This window comes from Oscillibacter sp. KLE 1745, from assembly GCF_000469445.2.
Classification (GTDB): domain Bacteria; phylum Bacillota; class Clostridia; order Oscillospirales; family Oscillospiraceae; genus Oscillibacter; species Oscillibacter welbionis.
On sequence record NZ_KI271720.1, the window covers coordinates 1 to 20,807 of the forward strand.

Here is a 20,807-nt window from a genome sequence, read left to right on the forward strand (position 1 = left end):
TCATTTTCCTCTTGACTTTTTATAGCTGGTCTTTTTAAATATAAAATGTACGCTGTGCCCCGGCAGATGCCGGGGCACGATCTGTTTTTATCTTCGGGGCTTGGGGGCGTTGACGCAGGTGCTGTGGCACACGTGGGCCGCCTCCATCACCACCTCGCTGACCGTCGGGTGGGGATGAACGGTGCGGCCAATCTCCGTCACCGTGCCTTCGCACTCCATAACCGCAGCCACCTCGGCCGCCAGGTCCGTGGCCCGGGGGCCGATGATGTGGAAGCCCAGGATCTCATCCGTGGCCTTGTCGTAGACAAACTTGGCGAAGCCCTTGTTCTCGCCCATGGTCAGGGCCTTGCCGTTGCCGGAGAGGCTGAATGTCCCTACGCCTACATCCCGGCCGGTGGCCCGGGCCTGCTCCTCTGTAAGGCCCACCATGGCGGTCTCGGGATTGCAGTAGACGCAGGAGGGGATGCGCTCATAGTGCAGTTGCTTGCAGGGTTTTCCGGCGATGTGGTCCGCCACCAGCAGGCCCTGGGCGGAGGCTACATGGGCCAGCTGCATCTTGCCGTTGATGTCGCCGATAGCGTACACGCCGGGTACATTGGTGCGGCAGAGACCATCCACTTCCACAAAGCCCTTCCGGTCCATTTTCACGCCGATGGTGTCCAGGCCAATGCCCCGGGTATTGGGGGCTCGGCCGCCGGCCATCAGCACCACGTCGCCCTCCACAGTGCCCTTGGCGCCATCCTTGACAGAGGCGTAGTGGACCTTCAGGCCGTCCTCGATAGACTCCACCTTCACACCCAGCACCAGCTCCACACCGCAGGACTTCAGCTCCGCTTCCACGAAGCTGGTGACATCCTTGTCCAGGGGCCCCAGCAGCCGGTCCAGCATCTCCACAATGGTGACCGGAACGCCCAGGCGATAGAAGAAGGTGGCGAATTCCACGCCGATGACGCCGCCACCCACAATGATGATGTGCTTGGGGCACGTGGTCATGTTCAGCAAGCCGGTGGAATCCACCACACCGGGCAGGTCCACGCCGGGAACGGGGATCCGGGCGGGGCTGGAGCCAGTGGCCACGATCAGGTGGTCGCAGGTCAGGTCCTCACCGCCGGCCAGATGGACCGTTTGTCGGTCCGTCAGGGTGGCGTGGTCGGCGAACACCGTGACGCCGTGGCTCTTCTCCAGGAAGGCCACGCCGTTGCTCAGCTGCTTGGAGACGGCGTTCTTCCGCTCGATGATTTTGGCGTAGTCGAAGGTGACGTTGTCGGCGCTGACGCCGAAGGGGGCGCCGTTTTTGGCGTCGTGATAGATATCGGCGGAGTGGAGCAGCGTCTTGGTGGGGATGCACCCCCGGTTCAGGCAGGTACCGCCCAGCTCCGCCTCCTCCACCAGGGCGGTCTTCAGGCCGTTCTGGCTCAGGCGGATGGCGCACTCGTAGCCGCCGGGGCCGCCGCCCACGACGATGGCATCAAATTTCTGCATAGGCGCCTCCTCAGATCAGCAGGATGGGATTCTGCAGATAGCTCTTCAGCTTCTGCAGGAATTTGGCGGCCTCGGCCCCGTCGATGATCCGGTGGTCATAGCTCAGGCACAGGGCGCACATGGACTTGATGACCACCTGGTCCTCGTTCTCGTCATCGGTGACCACCACGGGGGTCTTGGCGATCTTGCCCACGGCCAGGATGGCGGACTCAGGGGGATTGATAATGGCCACGAAGTCATCCAGGTCGAACATGCCCAGGGAGGACACAGTGAAGGTGCCGCCGTGATAGTCGGCCTCGGTCAGCCTGCCCTCCCGGGCCTTCTCGATGAGCTCCGCGGACTTGGCGGCGATGCCGGTGAGGCCGATGATGTCGGCGTCCCGGATCACAGGCACGATCAGCCCGCCGGGGACGGAGACGGCAGTACCGATATTTACATAATCATGGTAGACGATGTCGCTGCCGTCCACGCTGGCGTTGACGATGGGGAAGTCCTGGAGCGCCTTGGCGCAGGCCCGGACAATGATGTCGTTGTAGGAGATCTTGATACCCAGGGCCTTGTACTGGCGCCGCAGGGCCACGGCGGCCGTCATGTCCACCACCATCCGATGGTTGGTCTGGGCATTGGTGGACTTGCTGGTCAGCATATTCCGGGAGATGACCTTGCGCATCCCGCTCATGGCTTCGGTGCGGGTGCCCCGGGTCAGCTGACCGGGGATGGGCTCCGCTGCGGGTGCGGGTTCTACCGCGGCACTGGCGATGTGCAAGTCCTCTGTGGTGATCTTGCCGTTGGGGCCGGTGCCGGTGAGGCCGGAGAGGTCAATGCCCTGGATGCGGGCCTGGTTGGCGGCCAGCGGCGTCACGGCGGGCTGGTTGGCGATGTAGTTCTGCACGTCCCGCTCCACCACTAGGCCGTCCGGCCCGGAGCCGGGGACGGCGGCGATGTCCACGCCGTTTTCCTCTGCCCGGAGACGGGCTCTGGGAGAGGAGAAGACACGCTCACCGGGGGCGTGCTCCACGGCAGGCACCGGAGCAGCGGCAGGCGCGGCCTCTGCCGCGGAAGCCCGGGGTTTTTCCGCCGCCCGAGGCGTGGCTGCCGGGGCATCGCCCAGAAGGCCGGAGATGTCTTCACCGGGCTCGCCCACAATGGCGATGGGCTGGGTGATGGGGACCGTGTCCCCCTCGGGATGCAGGATTTTCAGCACGGTGCCGGTGGCGGTGGAATCCATGGTGATGGTCAGCTTGTCGGTCTCCATCTCAAAGAGGGGGGCGCCCTCAGTGGTCTGCTCGCCCTCTTTCGCCAGCCACTTGGTGATGGTGCCCTCCTCCATCAAAAGGCCCTGCTTGGGCATGATAATGACAGAAGCCATGTCGTCTGCTCCTTTCTCAGCGGTACAGGGACGCCTTGCAGGCGTCCACGATATCCTTCACGCTGGGCAGCACCGCCTGTTCCAGCCCCAGGTTAAAGGGAAGGGGGCAGGCCTTGGCGCCGATATGGACAGGGGCGGCGTCCAGATAGGGAAATACCATCTGGCTCACCTGAGACACCACCTGGGCGCCCCAGCCGTTGTTCTGATGGGCCTCGTGGACCACTACTAGGCGGCCGGTCTTTTTCACGCTCTCCGCTACGGTGTCGTAGTCAAAGGGCACCAGGGTCCGGGGGTCGATGACCTCAGCGGAGATGCCCTCCTTGGCCAGCTCGTCGGCGGCCTCCAGAGCCCGCTTCACATACAGCAGGTTGGCCACGATGGTCACGTCTGTGCCCTCCCGCTTGATGTCTGCCTTGCCGAAGGGAATGCAGAAATCCGGGTCGTCGGACACCTCACCCTTGGTAGCGTAGAGCACCTTGTGCTCGAAGAAGCAGACGGGGTTGTCGTCCCGGATGGCGGTGCGCAGCAGCCCTGCGGCGTCGGCGGGAGTGGAGGGGCAGACCACCTTTAGCCCCGGGATGTGCATGAACAGGCTCTCCAGGGACTGGGAGTGGGTGGCGGCGTTGCCGCGGCCTGTGCCCTGCTGGCCCCGGATCACCAGGGGGATCTTGGCATGGCCGCCGAATACGTACCGGGTCTTGGCTACCTGGTTGAAGATCTGATCCGCTGCCACAAAGGCGAAGTCCCAGTACATCAGCTCTGCGATGGGGCGCATCCCGCCGGAGGCGGCGCCCAGGGCGGCGCCGATGATGGCGGACTCAGAGATGGGGGTGTTGCGGACCCGGTCCGTGCCGAATTCCTTGTAGAGGTCCCGGGTGCAGCCGTACACGCCGCCCAGCTTCTCCACGTCCTCGCCCATGACGAAGACCCGCTCGTCCCGCCGCATCTCCTGGGCGATGGTCTCCCGGATCGCCTGCGAATAAGAAAGCTTAGCCATTGTCTCGTACCCCCTTAACCTTCATAGAACACGTCGTCCAGAACATGGGCCGGATCGGGCTCCGGGCTGTTCATGGCGAACTCCACAGCGGCCTCCATCTTCTTGGCGGCGGCAGCCTCGATGTCGTCCAGCTCCTGCCGGGTGGCCAGCTTGTGCCGGGTGAGATAGGCGCGGAACAGCTTGATGGGGTCCCGCTTCTCCTTCCATTCCTCGACCTCCTCCCGAGTGCGGTAGGGCTCCGGGTCGCCGGTCCAGTGGCCACGCCAGCGGTAGGTCTTGCACTCCAGCAGGGTGGGACCCTCGCCCTTCAGAGCCCGCTCCTTGGCCCGGGCGAAGGCTTCGTACACAGCGCACACATCGTTGCCGTCTACCACCTCGCCGGGGATGCCATAGCCGGCGGCTCGGTCGGCGATGTTCTCCACGGAGGTGGACTGCCAGGTTGGTACGGTCATGCCGAACTGGTTGTTCTCGCACACGTAGATCACCGGCAGCTTCCACACCGCCGCCAGGTTGATGGACTCGTGAAAGGTGCCCTGGTTGGAGGCGCCGTCACCGAAGAAGGCCACGGAGACGTTTTTCCGGTTCTGCATCTTGATGGCCAGGCCGCCGCCGGTGGCGATGGGGATGCCACCGCCCACGATGGCGTTAGCGCCCAGATTGCCCTTGGAGAAGTCGGCGATGTGCATAGAGCCGCTGCGGCCCTTGCAGTAGCCGGTGGCCTTGCCCATCAGCTCCGCCAGGGCCCGGTCCAGCTCTGCGCCCTTGGCGATGCAGTGGCCGTGCCCCCGGTGCGTGGATGCGATGTAGTCCTCGTCCGTCAGCTGAGCACAGACAGAGGCTGCCACAGCTTCCTCGCCGGTGTATAGATGAACGGAGCCCCGCAGCTTGTTTTCGGTGAACAGCGTCCAGGCTGTCTCCTCAAAGTCCCGGATCTCATTCATCTTGTTATAGATCCAAAGTCCGGTTTCACGATCAATCATGAAAGGATGCACCTCCAAAACAGAATTAGGGGCCGTGGGTGCCATTAGAAGCGCGGCCCGCATTTGTTTACAGTTTAACACCCGAATTATCGATAATCAAGTATTTATAATCTATGGGATTTGACAAATCTTCGGACGGGTTTTGTGCAGAATGTGAATTTCTCTGGAAGAATTGACTTTTTCTGGCGGGTTCCATATAATAGAATCTCAATAAGAGCAAAAAATCCGCCGTTTTTGGCGGATTTTCCAGCAGATGGAGGGATTGGATGTGCCGAGAGAGGGCATAGATTCCGTCTCCCACCGGCAGGTGTTCCGGGAGGAGATTCGCAACGCCATCCGGGAGGCGATTTTTTCCGGGAAGCTGAATCCGGGGGACCGGATCATTGAAACCTATTGGGCCAAGGAGCTGGGAGTGTCCCAGGGCCCTGTACGGGAGGCCATCCGGGATCTGGAGGCCATGGGGCTGGTGGAGACGGTGCCCTTCAAGGGATCCCGGATCCGGACGCTGACGGAGAAGGATGTCCGGGACAACTACAGCGTGCGGATCTGCCTGGAGTCTAAGAGCATCCGAGACGCCATCATCCAGCTGGACGACCAGCGGATGGCGGAGTTGGTGGAGCATCTGCGCACCATCCTGCTGGAGATGGATGACTGCGCCAACCGGGGAGATCTGCGGCAGTTCACGGACTGTGACACCCTGTTTCACCGGGCCATCATCGATGCCACGGGAAATCAGGTGCTACTGAAGCTATGGGAGCAGTGCAATATGCGCAACTGGTTCCGCTTCTCCGCCCTGACGGACGCGACCAGTCTGCGGCAGCTCCAGTCCGGCCACCAGCAGATTTTGGAGGCCATCTGCGCCCGGGACGTCAAGACGGCCACCTCCATGCTGGAGGACCATCTGACCGGCCTGATGGACGGCTTCATCCGGGGCGTCAAGGCTTAGAAACCAACTGGTAAACGCGCAGATATTTCAGAACTTCTTGCCAGCATTGACCTTCCACTTCTCATGCGCTATCTTCATGTGCTATCTTAATATGGCAATTTAAGGTTACCACCGAGTAAACGCCTTGCTCCATTCTGTCAGGCTAGGGAAAGAATGGAGTCAAGGCGTATTTTTGTTTAGCTAACAAGGCGTGTTCATGTCCCGGGAAATGCGCAGAAAACGCCAGGTCCTGCCGTCGGAGGAGTGCCGCGCCGTCGTGGAGCGGGGAACCTCCGGCGTGCTGGCCCTGGCCGAGGATGGCGGATACTCCTACACGGTGCGGCTCAGCTATGTGTACGACGGGGCATAAGCTGGAGCTGATCCGTAGGACGACCTACTTCTGCAGTGTGATGGTCTTTGGCACGGTACGGGTTTTGGAGGATAACCGGGAAAGGCGGACTGCCACCGAGAAACTGGCGGTAAAGTACGCGCTGAGGGACTCCTTGGAGCACCATGCCCAGGCCATCCATCAGGTGTGGAAGCCCTTGTGCATTCTAGAGATGACGATTGCCCCTCTCTCCGGTAGGAAAGCCATCGAGATCGTCTGAAAACATCCCCATCCCTACAAAGATGGAAAACGAACGATTGCGGGATTTTCTGCGCTCTACAGGAAGAAAGCGAGGTCAAGGGCAAAATACGCAGTGATCTACCGGCACCGAAATGAATATCCGTTATGTTTCGATTTTTTCAGATATCCCGAAGCGGATACTACGATTTCGTCCATCGTCTGGGTAGGCCGGAGAAAGACGCGGCCCTTGCAGAAATCATTGCGGAACAGAGGGAGCGCAGCTTTCGTACACATGGCTGTCGCAGGATGTGTCTGGAGCTGAAAAAGCGGGACATCCACCGTGATCCCAAGACCATACTGCGTATCATGGAGAAATACGAATTGCTTGCGGAAATCCGGCGGCGCAGAAAATGGGGCAATCTAGGGCAGCAGGCAATCAATACGAAAACTTGCTGAACCGTCGGTTTCATGCGGACAGACCCAACAGCAAATGGGCGACGGATATTTTCTACATCCACACCAAGCAGGGCGTACAGTATCTGTCCATGATCTGGGAACTTTATGATAACAGCATTGTTGCCTACAAGACCAGCACAAAGCAAACCATCAACCTAGTGTTGGACACCATTCACCTGGTCATGCGCAAGGAGAAAAAGAGGGCCGCTGCAGAGTTGCAAATCCACAGCGACCAGGGGTTCCAGTACACCTGGCAAGCATACTTTGACCTGACAAAATATGGAATTATACTTTCCATGTCAAGATGAGGAAATGGTTATGACAATGCTATGGCAATGTATCTACCGCCGCAAACCCGCCACTCTCTCAGGAGCCAACGAACTGATTAACCGCTACATTCACTTCTACAACCATGAACGTATCCAGTTAAAAACTGGAGAGGCGCCGCTTACGTTGCGCCTCTCCGCTTAAAATTCCATACATGAAAGCCTTTTTATGCTGTCCGCACTATCTGGCGCGGTTCACTGCTGCCCCAGGGCCCTTTTGTGTCAATGCCGCCTCCGGCCCCGGTAGCCGCCCCCGCGGCGGCGGGGTACGCTACGGCCGTACCGGTAGCGCCGGCGGCCTACCGTCAGCTTCCAGACGATCAGCGCCGCCGCCAGCACCAGCAACGCGATGCCAACCACCTTCACCGCGGTGGAACTGAAGAAGTTCCGCACGTTCCGCCAAAACAGCAGCAGGCCGGAGGCCTCCACATCATGGGAGGCCAGCAGGTCCACCGTGGTCAACACCTCTCCCTCCAGAGAGAGGGAGAGAGTGCCAAGCACCTGCCCCTCGGTGACCGGAGCGTCCACAGGACTCTCCAGGTCCAGCGTCCGCTCCAGAGAGGCGGGATCAGTGCCCTTGGGCAGCAACAGCTCCACATCCGCCGCCGGATGGACGGACACATGGTCCACCTTGGACAGCGCCACGCTGACCTCCTTCACCAGCTCAGCCTCCTCCAGCACCGTCTGATAGGAGAAGTTCTCAAAACCCCAGTCGAAGAGACGGGAGGTCTCGGAAAAGCTCTGGACCTGGGTGCCGCCGCTGGGCAAGGTCACGGATTCGGCCCCCAGCACCACGCTGATGAAGGAGAGGCTGCCCTCCGCGGCAGTGGATACCAGGCAGTGGCCGGCATCGGAGGTGGAGCCGGTCTTGACGCCGTGGGCCCGGCTGTCCAGATATCCCAAGGCCCGCCAGTTGGAGATCAGGTAGTTGGTGGAGTGGAGCACCCGCTCCTCGCTGAGATTGGTGGCGGGGATGGTGGCGCTCTTCATATCGCAGATCCGCAGGAAGTCGTCATGCTTCAGGGCCTCCGCTGTGATGAGGTACAAGTCCCAGGCGGAGGTGTAGTGCTGGCTGTCATGCAGGCCGGTGGTGTTGACGAAGTGGGTGTTCTCACACCCCAGAGCCGCAGCCTTTTCATTCATGGCGCCCACGAAGGCGTCCACGCTACCGCTGACCTGCTCCGCCAGAATGTTGCACGCCTCGTTGGCGGAGACGATCAGCATACACTCCAGCAGCTGCTCCACCGTCAGCACCTCCCCGGCCCGGATGCCGGCGGTGCTGCCATCCGCCGCCAGCCCCTCCAGGGCGCTCTCCGTAACAGTGATTGGCTGGTCCATGGACAGCTGCCCGCTGTCCACTGCCTCCAGCGTCAGCAGAGCGGTCATGATCTTGGTGAGGCTGGCGGGATAGAGCTCCTCGTGCTCGTTCTTTCCATAGACCATGCGGCCGGTGTTGGCGTCCACCAGCAGGGCAGCCTTGGCCTGGATGGCGGGGTCAGGCACCTCTGCGGCGGAGGCAGGACCTGTCAGCAGGGAGACCGCCAGGATCAGCAGCAAAAAAACAGAGAAAAAGCGGTGTGTTTTCATATCAAACTCCTACCATCTGTGGTATAATCAACTTGCATCGCGCGGCAGCGGCGGCGAAAAGCGCCGCGGTTCGACATTTCAATTCATAGTATATCAAAAAACGGGTGGGAGTTCAACAGTGAGTGGACGGGGAAGGCCGACAAAAAGTGAGATCATTCTGCTGGGGTTGACGGCGGTGTTCCTGTGCGCCCTGGCGGGCCTGTCTCTTCGGGATCGGCAGGATCGCGTCCCGGGCGTAGTCATCGAGACAGAGGCGGAGGTCCCCCGGGAGGAGATCGCCCCGGACTTCCCGCCGGTGGATCTGAACACCGCCACGGCGGAGGAGCTGGACACGCTGCCCGGCATCGGGGAGAGCCTGGCCCGCCGGATCATCGCGTACCGGGAGGCCAACGGCCCCTTCGGGAGCATTGAGGAGATCATGGAGGTGAGCGGGATCGGAGAGGCGAAATTCGCCGAGCTGGAGGACCGCGTCACTGTGGACAACGGCAAAGGAGAGGTGACAAATGAGGATTCTGGTGGTTGATGACGAAAAGCTGCTGGTCAAAGGCGTGAAATTCAATCTGGAGAACGAGGGGTACGAGGTGGAGTGCGCCTATGACGGTGCCTCCGCCGTGGAGCTGGCCCGCAACGGCCGCTTCGATCTCATCATTCTGGATGTGATGATGCCGGAGCTGGACGGGCAGGAGGCATGTATGCGGATCCGGGAGTTCTCCAATGTGCCCATCATCATGCTCACCGCCAAGAGCGAGGACGCGGACAAGCTGATGGGCTTTGAGTGCGGAGCGGATGACTATGTTACAAAACCCTTCAACATTCTGGAGCTGAAGGCCCGGGTTCGGGCGCTGCTGCGGCGGGCCGCCGGCACGCAGCGGAACCGGGGCGCCGTCCTGACCGCGGGGGACTTGTCCCTGAACACGGAGGAGCGGGTGGCCATCCGGGATGGAAAGACCGTGGATCTGACCGCCAAGGAGTACGATCTGATCGAGCTGCTGATGCGCAATCCCCGGCGGGTGTACAGCCGGGAGAATCTGATGAACGTGGTGTGGGGCTATGCCTACGCCGGGGACTACCGGACGGTGGATGTCCACATCCGCCGCCTGCGGGAGAAGCTGGAGAAGAACCCGGCGGAGCCGGAGTATATTATGACCAAGTGGGGAGTTGGATACTATTTCAAAGGATAAGGGCAGGATCTGGGACAGCCTGCAGTTCAAGTTCGGCCTGAGCTATATCCTGATTATCGCGGGCGTGCTGCTGCTGCTGAACACCTATCCGCTGCGGGTATCGCAGGATCTGGTGTTCCGCTCCAAGGCAACCACGCTCCAGAGCAGCGTGTCCGTGATGGTCTACTCCCTGTCCGGCCTGGACCGGCTGACCGAGGAGAATGTGTCCCAGGCCATGGCGGTGGTGGAGGAGACGGGCCTCAGCCGCATCCTGGTGACGGACAGTGCGGGCAAGGTCCTCTACGATACCCGGGAGACCAACGACGCCCTGGGGGAGTACAGCTTCTACACAGAGATCGTCCAGGCCCTGCTGGGGAACGACGTGTTCTCCAGCAGCTACCGGGACGGGGCCTTCCGCAGCCGGGCGGCCTCGCCAGTGCTGTACCAGAACCAGATCATCGGCGCCGTATACGCATACGAGTATGACACGGAGCAGGCCGCTCTGCTAGAGGGGCTGCAGGGCAATCTATTGCGGCTCTCCGCCGGCATCGCGGTGGTGGTGCTGTGTCTCAGCGGCCTGCTGTCCCGGGCGCTGACCCGGAAGATCGGCCAGCTGCTCACCGCCATCCGGGAGGTGCGGGAGGGCGCTTACAGCCACCGGGCGGAGGTGCCCGGACGCGACGAGATCGCCCAGCTGGCCCAGGAGTTCAACAGCTTGACGGACCGCCTCCAGACTACGGAGAACGCCCGCCGCCGCTTTGTGTCCGACGCCTCCCACGAGCTGAAAACGCCCCTGGCGGCCATCCGGCTGCTGACGGACTCCATCCTCCAGACGGAGAACATCGACCGGGAGACGGCCCGGGAATTTGTCACAGACATCGGGCAGGAGGCGGAGCGCCTCTCCCGTATCACAGAGGATCTGCTCCGCCTGACCCGGCTGGACAGCAACGTGCTGGAGCGGCCGGTGGTAGTGGACGCGCTGCCGGTGCTGGAGCAGGTGATGCGGATGATGAGCCTGGTGGCCCAGGAGAAGGGAACGGAACTGACCTATCGGGCGGAGGGGACCTGTACGATGCTGGCCACCCGGGATGAGATCCACCAGATCATCTATAATCTGACGGACAACGCCGTGAAGTACACGCCGCCGGGCAGCACGGTCCAGGTCTCCCTGTTTCGGGAGGGGGATCAGGTGGTGCTGACGGTGGAGGACAACGGCGCCGGCATCCCGGAAGAGGACCTGCCCCGGATCTTTGAGCGGTTCTATCGGGTGGACAAGGCACGGTCCCGCGCTGCCGGCGGCACGGGTCTGGGATTGGCCATCGTCAGGGACACGGTGGAAAAGCGGGGCGGCACTGTGGAGGCGGCCAACCGTCCTGGAGGCGGCGCAGTTTTCACCGTCCGCTGGCCCTGGCGGGAAGGAGGCGGCCAGACATGAAAAAGCGATGGATTGCCGTGCTGCTGTGCGCCGCCCTTCTGGCGGCCTTCGGCTGGGGACAGCCCCGCATTTCCGGCGAGGGCGAGACATACGACCTCTATTTCCTGGAGGCGGATCTGTCCGACGCCCCTGGCGGCGATGCCCTGCGGGCGGAGCCGCTGTACATCGAGTCGGGCGAGGTGCGGGACACCCGGGAGCTGGCGGAGTATCTGGTGACGGAGCTGCTGGCGGGACCGGAGGACGCCGCCCTCACCAGCGCCATTCCAGAGGAGACTACCCTGCTGTCCCTGGAGCTGGATGGTACCCGGGCCAAGGTGGACCTCTCCTCCCGCTACCGGCTGCTCTCCGGCGTGGCGCTGGCCTTGGCAGACTATGCCATCACCCTGACGCTGACCCAGCTGCCGGAGATCTCCGCTGTCAGCGTGACGGTCCGGGGCCAGCCGCTGGCCTACCGGGACCGGCAGATCTTCACAGCCAGGGATGTCCTGTTTTCCAGCAACGAGGATGTGATCGACACGCTGAACGCCACCCTGTACTTTCTGGATGAGACCGGCGGCCTGACGCCGGTGGAGATGACACTGGACCTGTACGAGGGGGACACGCAGGCCGGGGCCGTGGTCAAGGCCCTGCTGGAGGGGACGGAGGAAAAGGACTGGCTCTCCGCCATTCCGGAGGGGTTCCAGGTGACTTCCGTCCGGCTGGAAGAGAGCACGTGCTATGTGGACCTGCCCACGGCGGCTCTGCCGGGTCTGCCGGAGGGGGCGGATCTGTCCCTGGCCCTCCGGGCACTGGCGGACTCCCTGCTGTCCCTGCGGGCAGTGGAAGAGGTGCGGTATCTGGTGGACGGTGAGTTCGCCTCCGCCTACGGCGGCGCCGCTGTGCTGGAGCCTTATCTCAGCGCAGCTTGACGGCGCGGGACGCCGCCCCATCAGGCGCCGAAGAACAGCCGCACCGCGAAGGCGGAGGCCAGAAACCCCGTCAGGTCCGCGGCCAGGGCTGCCGGGACCGTGTGCCGGGTGCGGATGATCCCGGCAGAGCCGAAGTACACGGCGATGGTGTAGAATGTGGTTTCCGTGCTGCCCAGCATCACGGCGGCCACCCGGCCGATGTAGCTGTCGGGGCCGTAGGTGGCGATGAGGTCCGAGCCGACTGCCAGGGCGCCGCTGCCGGATACGGGGCGCACCAGCATCAGCGGCGTGGTCTCCGGCGGAATGCCCAGAAACTCCAGCGCCGGGGCGCAGAGGCCCGTGAGCCACTCCAGGGCGCCGGAAGCCCGGAACATGGCCACGGCGGTCAGCAGTCCCACCAGGGCAGGCAGGACCTTCAGCAGGACCGTGAGCCCCTCTTCGGCCCCGTGGGTCAGGGCGCCGTAGACATCCACCCGCTTCCCCATGCCGTAGAGGGCCACCCCGGCCAGCAGTACGGGGATCACCAGAGAACTGAGATTCAACGCCGGCACCTCCCCACGGCGGCCAGGAATTTGGCCGTCAGAACGCCAACCACCACCGACAGGGCCGAGGCCAGCCACACCGCCGGCAGGATGTCGAAGGGAGACTGGGCTCCACTGGCGCTGCGGACGGAGGCGATGGTGGCGGGCAGCAGCTGGATGGAAGCGGTATTCAGCACCACCAGCAGGCACAGTTCGTCGCTGGCGGTGCCGCTGCAGCCGCGGGCCATCCGTCGGGCCGCCTGGATCCCGAGGGGCGTGGCGGCGTTGCCCAGTCCCAGCAGATTGGCGGACACGTTGGCGGAGAGTGCCGCCAACGTTTTTTCATCCCGGCTGGCCTGGGGCATCAGTCGCCGCAGAATGGGCCGGAAGGCCCGGGCCAATCCGGCAGAGAGGCCGCAGACATTCATGATTTCCATGACGCCGCTCCACAGGCACAGAATGCCGGCCATGGAGACACTGAGCTCCACGGCGGAGGCGGCGCCGTCCATAGCCGCGTCGGCCACGGCGTCCAGATTCCCGGTGAACAGGCCGAAGACCAGGGACAGCACCACCATCCCGGTCCAGATCCAGGTCATTGCCATTGTCATTCCCCCCTGTGTTTGTGACGGATACCCAGTTGCCTCACAAAAAATATAGAGAGGACAACTGAGATTTCAAAAAAGCAAATTGGTAAATTCACTTTATTTTTGGAATCAAATTGACAAAATGCGACCGTCTGTGATATGTTCTTATAAATGATAGTTAGGACATATTGCTGAAAAAGGAGATACATCGTGAAATCAACGGGAATTGTCAGAAAGGTGGATGAACTGGGACGGATCGTGCTCCCTATCGAGATGCGCCGGACGCTGGATATCGGCGAGAAGGATGCATTGGAAATCTATGTGGAAGGCTCGTCCGTCATTCTGAAAAAATACAAGCCCAGCTGCGTTTTCTGCGACGCCACCAAAGACATCACGGTATTCAAGGGGAAGAATATCTGCCCCAAGTGCCTGAAAGAATTGAAAGAGCTGTGAGCGCCCTGTGCGCTGAAAACATGACGCCCATGCGGAGTTCTCCGCATGGGCGTCTTCTGCGCTGTATGTCCTGCGCGGGTCATGACCGCTCCAGGGCCGCGGCGTACAGCTCGTTTTTGGAAAGACCCGTGTGGGCCGATACCTCCCGGGCGGCATCTTTCAGCCGGATTCCCTGGGCCACCAGCCGCAGGACTTGCTCCGTCCCCTCCTCCAGCGTGACGGCGGCGGTCTCCCGGGGCGGGCTGCCCGCCACCACCAGCACGTATTCTCCCTTGGGGGTGTTTTCCTGGTAATAGGCCGCCGCTTCTCCCAGGGTGGTGCGCACAGTCTCCTCGTGGAGCTTCGTCAGCTCCCGGCACAGGGCCACCCGCCGGTCCGGACCGAAGGTCTCCCGCAGGTCCTCCAGCGTGGCGCGCAGCTTGTGGGGCGCCTCGTGGAAGATCATGGTCCGCTCCTCGTTTTTCAGAGAGTCCAGCCGTTCCCGGCGGCTTTTCTTGTTGACGGTGAGGAAGCCCTCAAAGGTGAACCGCCCCGTGGGCAGGCCGCTGACCGCCAGGGCATTCACTGCCGCGCAGCAGCCGGGGATGGAGAGCACCTCCACCCCATTTTCGGCACACAGCCGCACCAGATCCTCTCCGGGATCGGAGATGGCCGGTGTACCGGCGTCCGTCACCAGAGCACAGGACTCCCCAGCCAGCAGCCGCTGCAGGATGGCCTGGCCCGCAGCGGCATGGTTGTGTTCGTGGTAGCTCACCAGGGGCTTTTTGATCTGAAAGTGATTCAGCAGCTTCACAGAGACCCGGGTGTCCTCCGCGGCGATGAAGTCCACGGCTCCCAGCGTCTCCGCTGCCCGGGGAGAGAAGTCCCCCAGGTTGCCGATGGGCGTGGCCACCAGATACAGCGTACCGCTCATGCGTTCGTCTCCTTTGTTCGGAAATAGGCGTTGTCCAGCTCCGCCGTGGGGCGGCCGGTCCCGTCCTCCAGGCAGAGGGGGGCGGCGATGTCCAGCCCGGGCCGTCCGCCCCGGCGGGCCTCCAACAGCAGCAGGGAAGGGGCGTCCCCCGCCCGGCGGCAGACGAGGCGCAGCCGCTTGGGCTCCAGTCCCCGGGCCCGGAGGGCGCAGCACAGGTCCGCCAGCCGCTCCGGCTTGTGGACCAGGCAGAAGCTCCCGCCCCACCGCAGCAGCCAGGCTGCTGCCGTGCAGATATCCTCCAGGGTGCAGCCAGTCTCGGACCGGGCAGCCCGGAGGGCCTCAGTCTCCGGCAGCCTGCCGGACCCGGCGGGATAGTAGGGAGGGTTGCACACCACCAAGTCAAAGCCACCGGCGGGCAGCAGGCCGCGGATCTTTCGTAGGTCTCCCCGGCGGAAGATCAGGCGGTCTGCCAGGCCGTTCCGGGCGGCGGCCTGCTCCGCCAAGCGGACGGCGTCCGGCAGCAGCTCCACACCGGTGATGGACAGTGCCCGCTGGCGCTGGAACAGCAGAAGGCCCAGCAGTCCGGTGCCGCTGCCCAGGTCGCACACCCGAAGCCCCGGCTTCAGCCGGGGAAAGCTGCCCAGCAGAAAGGAGTCGGTACTGGGCTGGAACAGGCCGTCATCGCAGACGAAGGAGAGTCCGCCGGGGCAGAGGAGTTCCCAGTGCTGCAAGTCGATCCCCCCATTGGATGATGTCTATATTCATATTATAATGGAAGATCATCATTCTTGCAATGGGGGGCACGGTTCAAAAGAAAAGGCCGCTTGGGCGCGCTCCGGTGCAGTGGCCCTCCGCGCGACGATCGGTGCAAGCGCCGATTTGGTCTGGCCTTTGGGCCTTTTGCGATTCCTGTAGTTGCTGCCCCGTGGCGGATCGTGCGGACGGCGCGGAGCGGCCACTGCATGTTCTCGCCTTCTCTTTTTGCTGCCGCTGGCCCGGTGGGTGATGGAAGTTTCTGCAGCAGGCCGATGCTCTCATCGCCCGCCGGTCCAGGCCCCTGCGGGTCGTGAGGGCCGAGACTTACAGCACGGTCCGGAGCCAGCCCAGGACCAGCAGGTGGAGGGGGTAGAACATATAAAAGAACCACTTGGAAAAACCGCCGCTGGTTCCGTGCCGGCCTGTGTAGCGGGAGAGGAGCAGCAGCGGCAGAAACGCCCCCACGTACTCGACGGAGTAGGCGTAGAGCTCCCAGTCGATCTGGAAGACATGGTCGTAAAACAGTCCGAAAAACGGGTGGATCAGCAGGGAGAGCACCCCCATCTCCAGCATGACCACCATGCAGTAGGCAAACGCCTGGTGCTTCCAACTGCCATAATAATAGTCGAACACCAGGATAATCACCACGCCTGTGTAGCCCCAGTCCGCCGGGACAGACAGGATGAACAGGAGCAAAATCAGCAGGACCTTCCAGGCAGAGCAGAGGCGCGGGCTCCTGCGGATGCGGACCGCCAGAACGCCCAGAAAAATGGTATAGATGACATTGGGGCGCATCAGCTGGATGGCGGCCAGATCGCCGCCGAAGTGGAAGTACAGAAAGGGAAACCAGCTGACCAGCGCGAAAACAGCCAGGCGGAGCAGATACCGGTTGAGGTTTCTGGTGTGGTGACAGCCCTCCACGGCGGCAAAGAACATGGTGGGGCCGGTGATTTTTCCGATGGAATGCAGGAGAATCGCCAACAGGGTGCCGTCGGGGACAAAGGCGAAGGCGATATGGTCGATCACCATGGCCGCCACCGCCACGGCCTTCAGATGATTGAGGGAGAGCCCGCCCCAGGACCGCTCCAGGCATTCAGCGGACGGGGGAGGGCAGGCGGGCAGCCCCTGTGGCGTTTCTCCGGAAAGGCCGCGGCTTTCCTCCAGACAGTGGTCGGTCATGCGACTCCCTCCATGGCCCGCAGGGCCGTCACCAGAGCCGGTTCCCCGGCAGGGGAGAGAATGTCCGGCGTGGTGCCCGTTTCCTCACTGCTGGAGCCGTCACCGTTCAGGCCGAACATCATGGTGAACTGCACCAGGATGCCGCTGTTGGGCAGCTGCAGGAAGACTGGATCCAGAGCCCCGATGCCGTCGCCGCCGGTGGGACTGCCCACCAGGGTGGCGAAGCCTGTCTCCTGGCAGAACACGGCGAAGGACTCGCTGGCGGAGTAGACCGCTGGCCCCACCAGCACCCAGATGCGGCCGTGGAAGGGGGCCCGCTCTGCCGCTGGCTCCACAGAGAGGGTGCTCTCCACAAAGTGGGTGGCGGCCTGGATTCCGTCCCGCTCCAGCTTGGGCAGATCCGGCAGGTCCGCGATGGGGTGCAGCTCCTCCGGGGAGAACACCTCCTGGATATAGGGGCGGTTGTTGCCGCTCTCCGCCAGCAGGGCATAGTTGGTGCAGGAGAGGGGACGGTCCGTCAGGGGCGCCGCCAGCAGCTGCTGCCAGTAGACCTCGCTTCCGCCGGAGTTGTCCGTCAGGTCGATGATGAGATCCGTGCAGTCCGCCGCCTGGCGGTAGAAGTCCGTCAGGGCCGCCCGGTCTGTGGCGTAGCTGTCCTCATATTCCGCCGGGAAGCTGTCGATCTTCACATACCCCACGTCTCCGCCGGGCAGGAGCAGGGTGTGGAGGTTCGCGGCAGGCTCCTCCGAATCGGCTGAATTGACCGTGCCGTCCTCTTCGCCGTAGGCATCCAGCAGCGTCTGGAGTCTTTCATAGCCCCGGACGGTCACCGGGTCCGTCAGCACCTCCCGCCAGTGCTCCCGGTCCTGGATGCCGCCGTCCTCATAGGCCTCACAGTAGGCGCGGTACATATCCGGCTCCACGATCCAGAGGTGGCCGTATGTCCCCAGGCGGAACAGTGTGCTGTAAACAGCGGAATAGAATACCTCGTCGCTGTCGCTTTCCTGGATCATCTCCCGGTATGCCTGGAAGATGGCCGCCGACGGGTCCTCCGGGTTGTCCCGGTCTCGGACACCCATGCAGAGATAGCTGTCCCCCAGCGTCTGGACCAGGTAGTCGTAGTCCTCCAGCCGCTGTTCCTGGGTCAAGCCAAGCAAGTGGTCCATGGAGGGGACCTCAGATTCCGGCCCTCCCAGGGCACCGCATCCCGCCAGCAGACAGGGCAGCACCGCTGCTGCCAGCAGCTTCTTCCAAGCGTGTTTCATCGTGTGTCTCCTTTCAAATCGGCTGTCCCCAATATTACGGGAGTAAAGGGCCTCTTTCTTCACTCCAGCGGGGAACACCGGCAGGATAACACCAATTTCTTACAACTCTATGGAGAAATCTCTTACAGATTTCTTACAGTTCCCGAAACGACAAAAAGGTCCGCGAGCTTTGGCTCGCGGACCTTTTATGTATCCTCGATTACTCCTCGGGGACGATGGCGCCGTTGGGGCAGGTGTCGCTGCAGGAACCGCAGTCCAGGCAAGCGGCAGCATCGATGACGTACTGGTCATCGCCCTGGCTGATAGCACCGGCGGGGCAAGCGTCCGCGCAGGAGCCACAGCTCACGCAGGCAGAAGTGATTTTGTAAGCCATGGGAAGCACCTCCATCAGAATTGTACCCCTATTGTAGCATACAAATTAAAAAAAGCAAGTACCAGCCGTTCAAATTCTATGGTTAAATTTTCGAAAAAATACGGGAAAGCGTCCAAAAATGACGTTTGTCAAGACTAACTGTTCACAAATTGTTTTCAAATAGGTCAAAGAAAGTCAAAATTCAACTCTTGACATTTTGCTCGGGCGTGTTATACTAAACACAGAACAAAAGGTTAAAGAAAGTCAAAGTCAAAGAGATGAGGCGTTCTTTGGAAAGGGAGGAATCATCCGTGGGGATTTCCGATTTGATTGCCAGCTTCCTGCAGGAGAGTTTGGAGGAGACGGACGGTGGTGTGCTGGAGGTCCAGCGCAATGACCTGGCCCAGCGCTTCAATTGCGTACCCAGCCAGATCAACTACGTGATGTCCACCCGCTTTTCCCCGGAGCGGGGTTATATCGTGGAGAGCCGCCGGGGCGGCAATGGCTACATCCGGATCACCCGGGTCCGGGTGGACCGCCAGACGCTGCTGATGCAGGTCATCAACACCCTGGGCAGCCAGGTGGACCTGGCCTCCGCTCGGGCCATCCTGAACAATCTGGTCCAGGCCGGCGCCCTGGAGGAGAACGCAGGCCGGAGCATTCTGGCCGCCGTCGGCGACAAGGCCCTGGCCGCGGTCCCGCGGGAGAGCCGGGACACCGTCCGGGCGGACATCATGAAGCAGGTGCTGATCCTGCAGGTGTAGCCGGGACCCGGGCAGCGGGGAAAAATGTTTCAATAAGCACGCACAGTTTCCAGATGATAGGAGGAATTGATTTATGAAATGCGAAAATTGTGGTAAGAATGAAGTTACCTTTGTGTATCGGAGCAACGTGAACGGCCATGTGGAAGAGAAGCACCTGTGCAGCGACTGCGCGGAAAAGCTGGGCTATACCCAGCGGCTGGGTGCCCAGAGCCAGCGGATGATGCAAAGCTTCTTCGGGAACAGCCTCTTTGGAAACGATTTCTTCGACGATTTCTTCTCTCCCATGCCCAGCCTGCTGGGGCGGAGAATGAAGATGCTGGAGGACCCCTTTGACGACTTCTTCGCCGAGATGCCGGCCCTGAGCGCCTCTCCTGTCCAGCAGCAGGAGGCAAAGCAGGAAAAGAAGGACGACCTGGTAGGCCAGGAGGACCAGAGCCGCTTTGCCTATCTGCGCCAGATGAACGCGCTGAAGCTGGAGATGAAGAAGGCTGTGCACCAGGAGAACTTTGAGCGGGCGGCGGAGCTGCGGGACCAGATCAGGTCTCTGGAGGCCGCTCACAAGGAGCAGAAGGAAAACAAGTAAACGGGACTTTCCCATGGAAAGGAAGGTAAGACACTATGAATGAGAACAAATTTTCGCCCAGGGCGGAGGAGGCCCTGCGGCTTTCCCAGGAGGCAGCCGGTGAGCTGGGCCACGGCTACGTGGGCACGGAGCACCTGCTGCTGGGCCTGATCCGGGAAGAGGAGGGCGTGGCCCACACCGTTCTGACGGAGGCGGGCCTCACCGATGACATGATCGTGGAGATCATCAAGAAGAGCGTGGGTGCCGGTCTGCCCGGCAGCAATCCCGCCCAGGGCCTCACCCCCCGCGCCAAGCGGGTGGTGGAGCTGGCCATGGAGGACTCCATGCGGGGCGGCTACAACTACGTGGGCACGGAGCACCTGCTGGCGGGCATCCTGCGGGAAGGCAACAATATGGCCGTCCGCATCCTGCGCACCGCTGGCGTGGATGCCCGTCACCTGTACACAGCCCTGATGCAGAAGCTGGGTGAGATGCCCCGGAGTCAGGCCGCCGATCCCGGCCGCTCCGGCACCAGCCCCGCAAAGGAGGATAACGGCAAGAACAAGACCCTGAAGGAGTTCACCCGGGACCTGACCGCCGACGCTCGGGCCGGCAAGCTGGACCCGGTCATCGGCCGGGACGGGGAGATCCAGCGGGTGATCCAGATTCTCTCCCGCCGCACCAAGAACAACCCCTGCCTGATCGGTGAGCCCGGTGTGGGCAAAACCGCCATCGCTGAGGGTCTGGCCCGGAAGATCGTTATGGGCGACGTACCCGACGAGATGCTGGACAAGCGCCTTTTGTCCCTGGACCTCAGCGGCATGGTGGCGGGCACCAAGTACCGGGGCGAGTTTGAGGAGCGGATTAAGAAGCTGCTGGAGGAGGTCAGGAAGTCCGGCAATGTGATCCTCTTCATCGACGAGCTCCATACCATCGTGGGCGCCGGCAGCGCCGAGGGCGCCGTGGACGCCGCCAACATCATCAAGCCGGCTCTAGGCCGGGGCGAGATCCAGGTGATCGGCGCCACCACCCTGAACGAGTACCGGAAGTATATCGAGAAGGACGCCGCCCTGGAGCGCCGGTTCCAGCCGGTGCAGGTGGGTGAGCCCAGCCAGGAGGCGTCTCTGGAGATCCTGAAGGGCCTGCGGGAGAAGTACGAGAAGCACCACAGCCTCCAGATCACCGACGAGGCCCTGGAGGCCGCCGTGAAGCTCTCCGCCCGGTATATCAACGACCGGTTCCTGCCGGACAAGGCCATCGACCTG

26 protein-coding genes are annotated in these 20,807 nt (G+C 62.2%); 14 read left to right on the forward strand and 12 right to left on the reverse strand.

The features are described 5' to 3' along the window. Positions 1-87: 87 nt before the first annotated feature. From lpdA to HMPREF1546_RS18790, 4 genes are read right to left on the reverse strand one after another with little or no spacing between them, the layout of a single operon-like run. Positions 88-1,482: a dihydrolipoyl dehydrogenase gene (gene lpdA / locus HMPREF1546_RS07780; RefSeq protein ID WP_021749189.1), complete on the reverse strand. Its 1,395-nt coding sequence runs from the start codon at positions 1,480-1,482 to the stop codon at positions 88-90. Positions 1,483-1,492: 10 nt separating this feature from the next. After that, positions 1,493-2,851 carry a 2-oxo acid dehydrogenase subunit E2 gene (locus HMPREF1546_RS07785; RefSeq protein ID WP_021749188.1) on the reverse strand — a complete coding sequence of 453 codons (1,359 nt, stop codon included), beginning with the start codon at positions 2,849-2,851 and terminating at the stop codon, positions 1,493-1,495. 16 nt (positions 2,852-2,867) lie between these two features. After that, positions 2,868-3,848, reverse strand: coding sequence for an alpha-ketoacid dehydrogenase subunit beta (locus HMPREF1546_RS18785; protein ID WP_021749187.1), 981 nt, complete (start codon positions 3,846-3,848; stop codon positions 2,868-2,870). Positions 3,849-3,862: 14 nt separating this feature from the next. Beyond that, positions 3,863-4,828 carry a thiamine pyrophosphate-dependent dehydrogenase E1 component subunit alpha gene (locus HMPREF1546_RS18790; RefSeq protein ID WP_036630226.1) on the reverse strand — a complete coding sequence of 322 codons (966 nt, stop codon included), beginning with the start codon at positions 4,826-4,828 and terminating at the stop codon, positions 3,863-3,865. Between the two features lie 268 nt (positions 4,829-5,096). On the opposite strand from HMPREF1546_RS18790, the gene HMPREF1546_RS07800 reads away from it, so the two are divergent. The 6 genes from HMPREF1546_RS07800 (at position 5,097) to HMPREF1546_RS19895 (ending at position 7,248) form a co-directional block, all read left to right on the forward strand. After that, positions 5,097-5,774, forward strand: a complete 678-nt coding sequence (locus tag HMPREF1546_RS07800) for a GntR family transcriptional regulator (RefSeq protein WP_051319982.1) — start codon at positions 5,097-5,099, stop codon at positions 5,772-5,774. 196 nt (positions 5,775-5,970) lie between these two features. After that, positions 5,971-6,123 (forward strand): hypothetical protein, encoded by a 153-nt coding sequence (locus HMPREF1546_RS19885; protein ID WP_021749183.1) that lies wholly within the window; start codon positions 5,971-5,973, stop codon positions 6,121-6,123. After that, positions 6,104-6,361, forward strand: coding sequence for a hypothetical protein (locus tag HMPREF1546_RS07805; protein ID WP_021749182.1), 258 nt, complete (start codon positions 6,104-6,106; stop codon positions 6,359-6,361). The genes HMPREF1546_RS19885 and HMPREF1546_RS07805 overlap by 20 nt, the downstream gene beginning before the upstream one ends. Positions 6,362-6,486: 125 nt before the next feature. After that, positions 6,487-6,777: an IS3 family transposase gene (locus HMPREF1546_RS19890; RefSeq protein WP_021749181.1), complete on the forward strand. Its 291-nt coding sequence runs from the start codon at positions 6,487-6,489 to the stop codon at positions 6,775-6,777. Further along, a complete protein-coding gene (locus tag HMPREF1546_RS18800) occupies positions 6,732-7,085 on the forward strand; it encodes a DDE-type integrase/transposase/recombinase (protein WP_147629916.1) in 354 nt (117 codons plus the stop codon). Before HMPREF1546_RS19890 ends, HMPREF1546_RS18800 begins: the two co-directional genes overlap by 46 nt. 16 nt (positions 7,086-7,101) lie before the next feature. Continuing rightward, positions 7,102-7,248: an IS3 family transposase gene (locus HMPREF1546_RS19895; RefSeq protein WP_353848044.1), complete on the forward strand. Its 147-nt coding sequence runs from the start codon at positions 7,102-7,104 to the stop codon at positions 7,246-7,248. Between the two features lie 77 nt (positions 7,249-7,325). Here the strand turns inward: HMPREF1546_RS19895 and HMPREF1546_RS07815 are convergent, their stop codons facing one another. Beyond that, entirely contained in the window at positions 7,326-8,690 is a 1,365-nt protein-coding gene (locus HMPREF1546_RS07815; RefSeq protein ID WP_021749178.1) for a D-alanyl-D-alanine carboxypeptidase family protein, read from the reverse strand. A gap of 118 nt (positions 8,691-8,808) precedes the next feature. On the opposite strand from HMPREF1546_RS07815, the gene HMPREF1546_RS19575 reads away from it, so the two are divergent. The 4 genes from HMPREF1546_RS19575 to HMPREF1546_RS07835 are packed head-to-tail and all read left to right on the forward strand — an operon-like array spanning position 8,809 to position 12,193. Continuing rightward, positions 8,809-9,213 carry a helix-hairpin-helix domain-containing protein gene (locus HMPREF1546_RS19575; protein WP_021749177.1) on the forward strand — a complete coding sequence of 135 codons (405 nt, stop codon included), beginning with the start codon at positions 8,809-8,811 and terminating at the stop codon, positions 9,211-9,213. Continuing rightward, positions 9,194-9,871 carry a response regulator transcription factor gene (locus tag HMPREF1546_RS07825; RefSeq protein WP_021749176.1) on the forward strand — a complete coding sequence of 226 codons (678 nt, stop codon included), beginning with the start codon at positions 9,194-9,196 and terminating at the stop codon, positions 9,869-9,871. Before HMPREF1546_RS19575 ends, HMPREF1546_RS07825 begins: the two co-directional genes overlap by 20 nt. After that, positions 9,849-11,285: a cell wall metabolism sensor histidine kinase WalK gene (locus tag HMPREF1546_RS07830; RefSeq protein WP_021749175.1), complete on the forward strand. Its 1,437-nt coding sequence runs from the start codon at positions 9,849-9,851 to the stop codon at positions 11,283-11,285. Before HMPREF1546_RS07825 ends, HMPREF1546_RS07830 begins: the two co-directional genes overlap by 23 nt. Continuing rightward, a complete protein-coding gene (locus HMPREF1546_RS07835) occupies positions 11,282-12,193 on the forward strand; it encodes a GerMN domain-containing protein (RefSeq protein WP_021749174.1) in 912 nt (303 codons plus the stop codon). The genes HMPREF1546_RS07830 and HMPREF1546_RS07835 overlap by 4 nt, the downstream gene beginning before the upstream one ends. Positions 12,194-12,213: 20 nt before the next feature. On the opposite strand, the gene HMPREF1546_RS07840 is transcribed toward HMPREF1546_RS07835, so the two are convergent. Next, entirely contained in the window at positions 12,214-12,735 is a 522-nt protein-coding gene (locus HMPREF1546_RS07840) for a spore maturation protein (RefSeq protein ID WP_036630223.1), read from the reverse strand. After that, on the reverse strand, positions 12,732-13,316 hold the full coding sequence (locus tag HMPREF1546_RS07845; RefSeq protein WP_036630220.1) for a nucleoside recognition domain-containing protein: 585 nt from the start codon (positions 13,314-13,316) through the stop codon (positions 12,732-12,734). Before HMPREF1546_RS07845 ends, HMPREF1546_RS07840 begins: the two co-directional genes overlap by 4 nt. A gap of 192 nt (positions 13,317-13,508) precedes the next feature. On the opposite strand from HMPREF1546_RS07845, the gene HMPREF1546_RS07850 reads away from it, so the two are divergent. After that, positions 13,509-13,751, forward strand: coding sequence for an AbrB/MazE/SpoVT family DNA-binding domain-containing protein (locus tag HMPREF1546_RS07850; protein WP_021749170.1), 243 nt, complete (start codon positions 13,509-13,511; stop codon positions 13,749-13,751). Positions 13,752-13,830: 79 nt separating this feature from the next. Here the strand turns inward: HMPREF1546_RS07850 and rsmI are convergent, their stop codons facing one another. From rsmI to HMPREF1546_RS07875, 5 genes are all read right to left on the reverse strand, one after another. Beyond that, positions 13,831-14,664 (reverse strand): 16S rRNA (cytidine(1402)-2'-O)-methyltransferase, encoded by an 834-nt coding sequence (gene rsmI / locus HMPREF1546_RS07855; protein ID WP_021749169.1) that lies wholly within the window; start codon positions 14,662-14,664, stop codon positions 13,831-13,833. Further along, a complete protein-coding gene (locus HMPREF1546_RS07860) occupies positions 14,661-15,395 on the reverse strand; it encodes a tRNA1(Val) (adenine(37)-N6)-methyltransferase (RefSeq protein WP_021749168.1) in 735 nt (244 codons plus the stop codon). Before HMPREF1546_RS07860 ends, rsmI begins: the two co-directional genes overlap by 4 nt. 349 nt (positions 15,396-15,744) lie before the next feature. Next, positions 15,745-16,599, reverse strand: coding sequence for a TraX family protein (locus HMPREF1546_RS07865; RefSeq protein ID WP_021749166.1), 855 nt, complete (start codon positions 16,597-16,599; stop codon positions 15,745-15,747). Further along, a complete protein-coding gene (locus HMPREF1546_RS07870) occupies positions 16,596-17,864 on the reverse strand; it encodes a S41 family peptidase (protein WP_021749165.1) in 1,269 nt (422 codons plus the stop codon). The genes HMPREF1546_RS07865 and HMPREF1546_RS07870 overlap by 4 nt, the downstream gene beginning before the upstream one ends. A 199-nt stretch (positions 17,865-18,063) precedes the next feature. Continuing rightward, positions 18,064-18,237 (reverse strand): DUF362 domain-containing protein, encoded by a 174-nt coding sequence (locus HMPREF1546_RS07875; protein ID WP_025544307.1) that lies wholly within the window; start codon positions 18,235-18,237, stop codon positions 18,064-18,066. A 290-nt stretch (positions 18,238-18,527) separates the two neighbouring features. Between HMPREF1546_RS07875 and HMPREF1546_RS07880 the strand changes: the two genes are divergently transcribed. The 3 genes from HMPREF1546_RS07880 to HMPREF1546_RS18230 form a co-directional block, all read left to right on the forward strand. After that, complete coding sequence (locus HMPREF1546_RS07880; RefSeq protein WP_025544308.1) at positions 18,528-18,980, forward strand: CtsR family transcriptional regulator; 453 nt, start codon at positions 18,528-18,530, stop codon at positions 18,978-18,980. Between the two features lie 73 nt (positions 18,981-19,053). Beyond that, entirely contained in the window at positions 19,054-19,563 is a 510-nt protein-coding gene (locus HMPREF1546_RS07885; protein WP_021749162.1) for a UvrB/UvrC motif-containing protein, read from the forward strand. 35 nt (positions 19,564-19,598) lie between these two features. Next, the coding region (locus HMPREF1546_RS18230) for a Clp protease N-terminal domain-containing protein (RefSeq protein ID WP_021751837.1) at positions 19,599-20,807 on the forward strand (1,209 nt) is incomplete at its 3' end.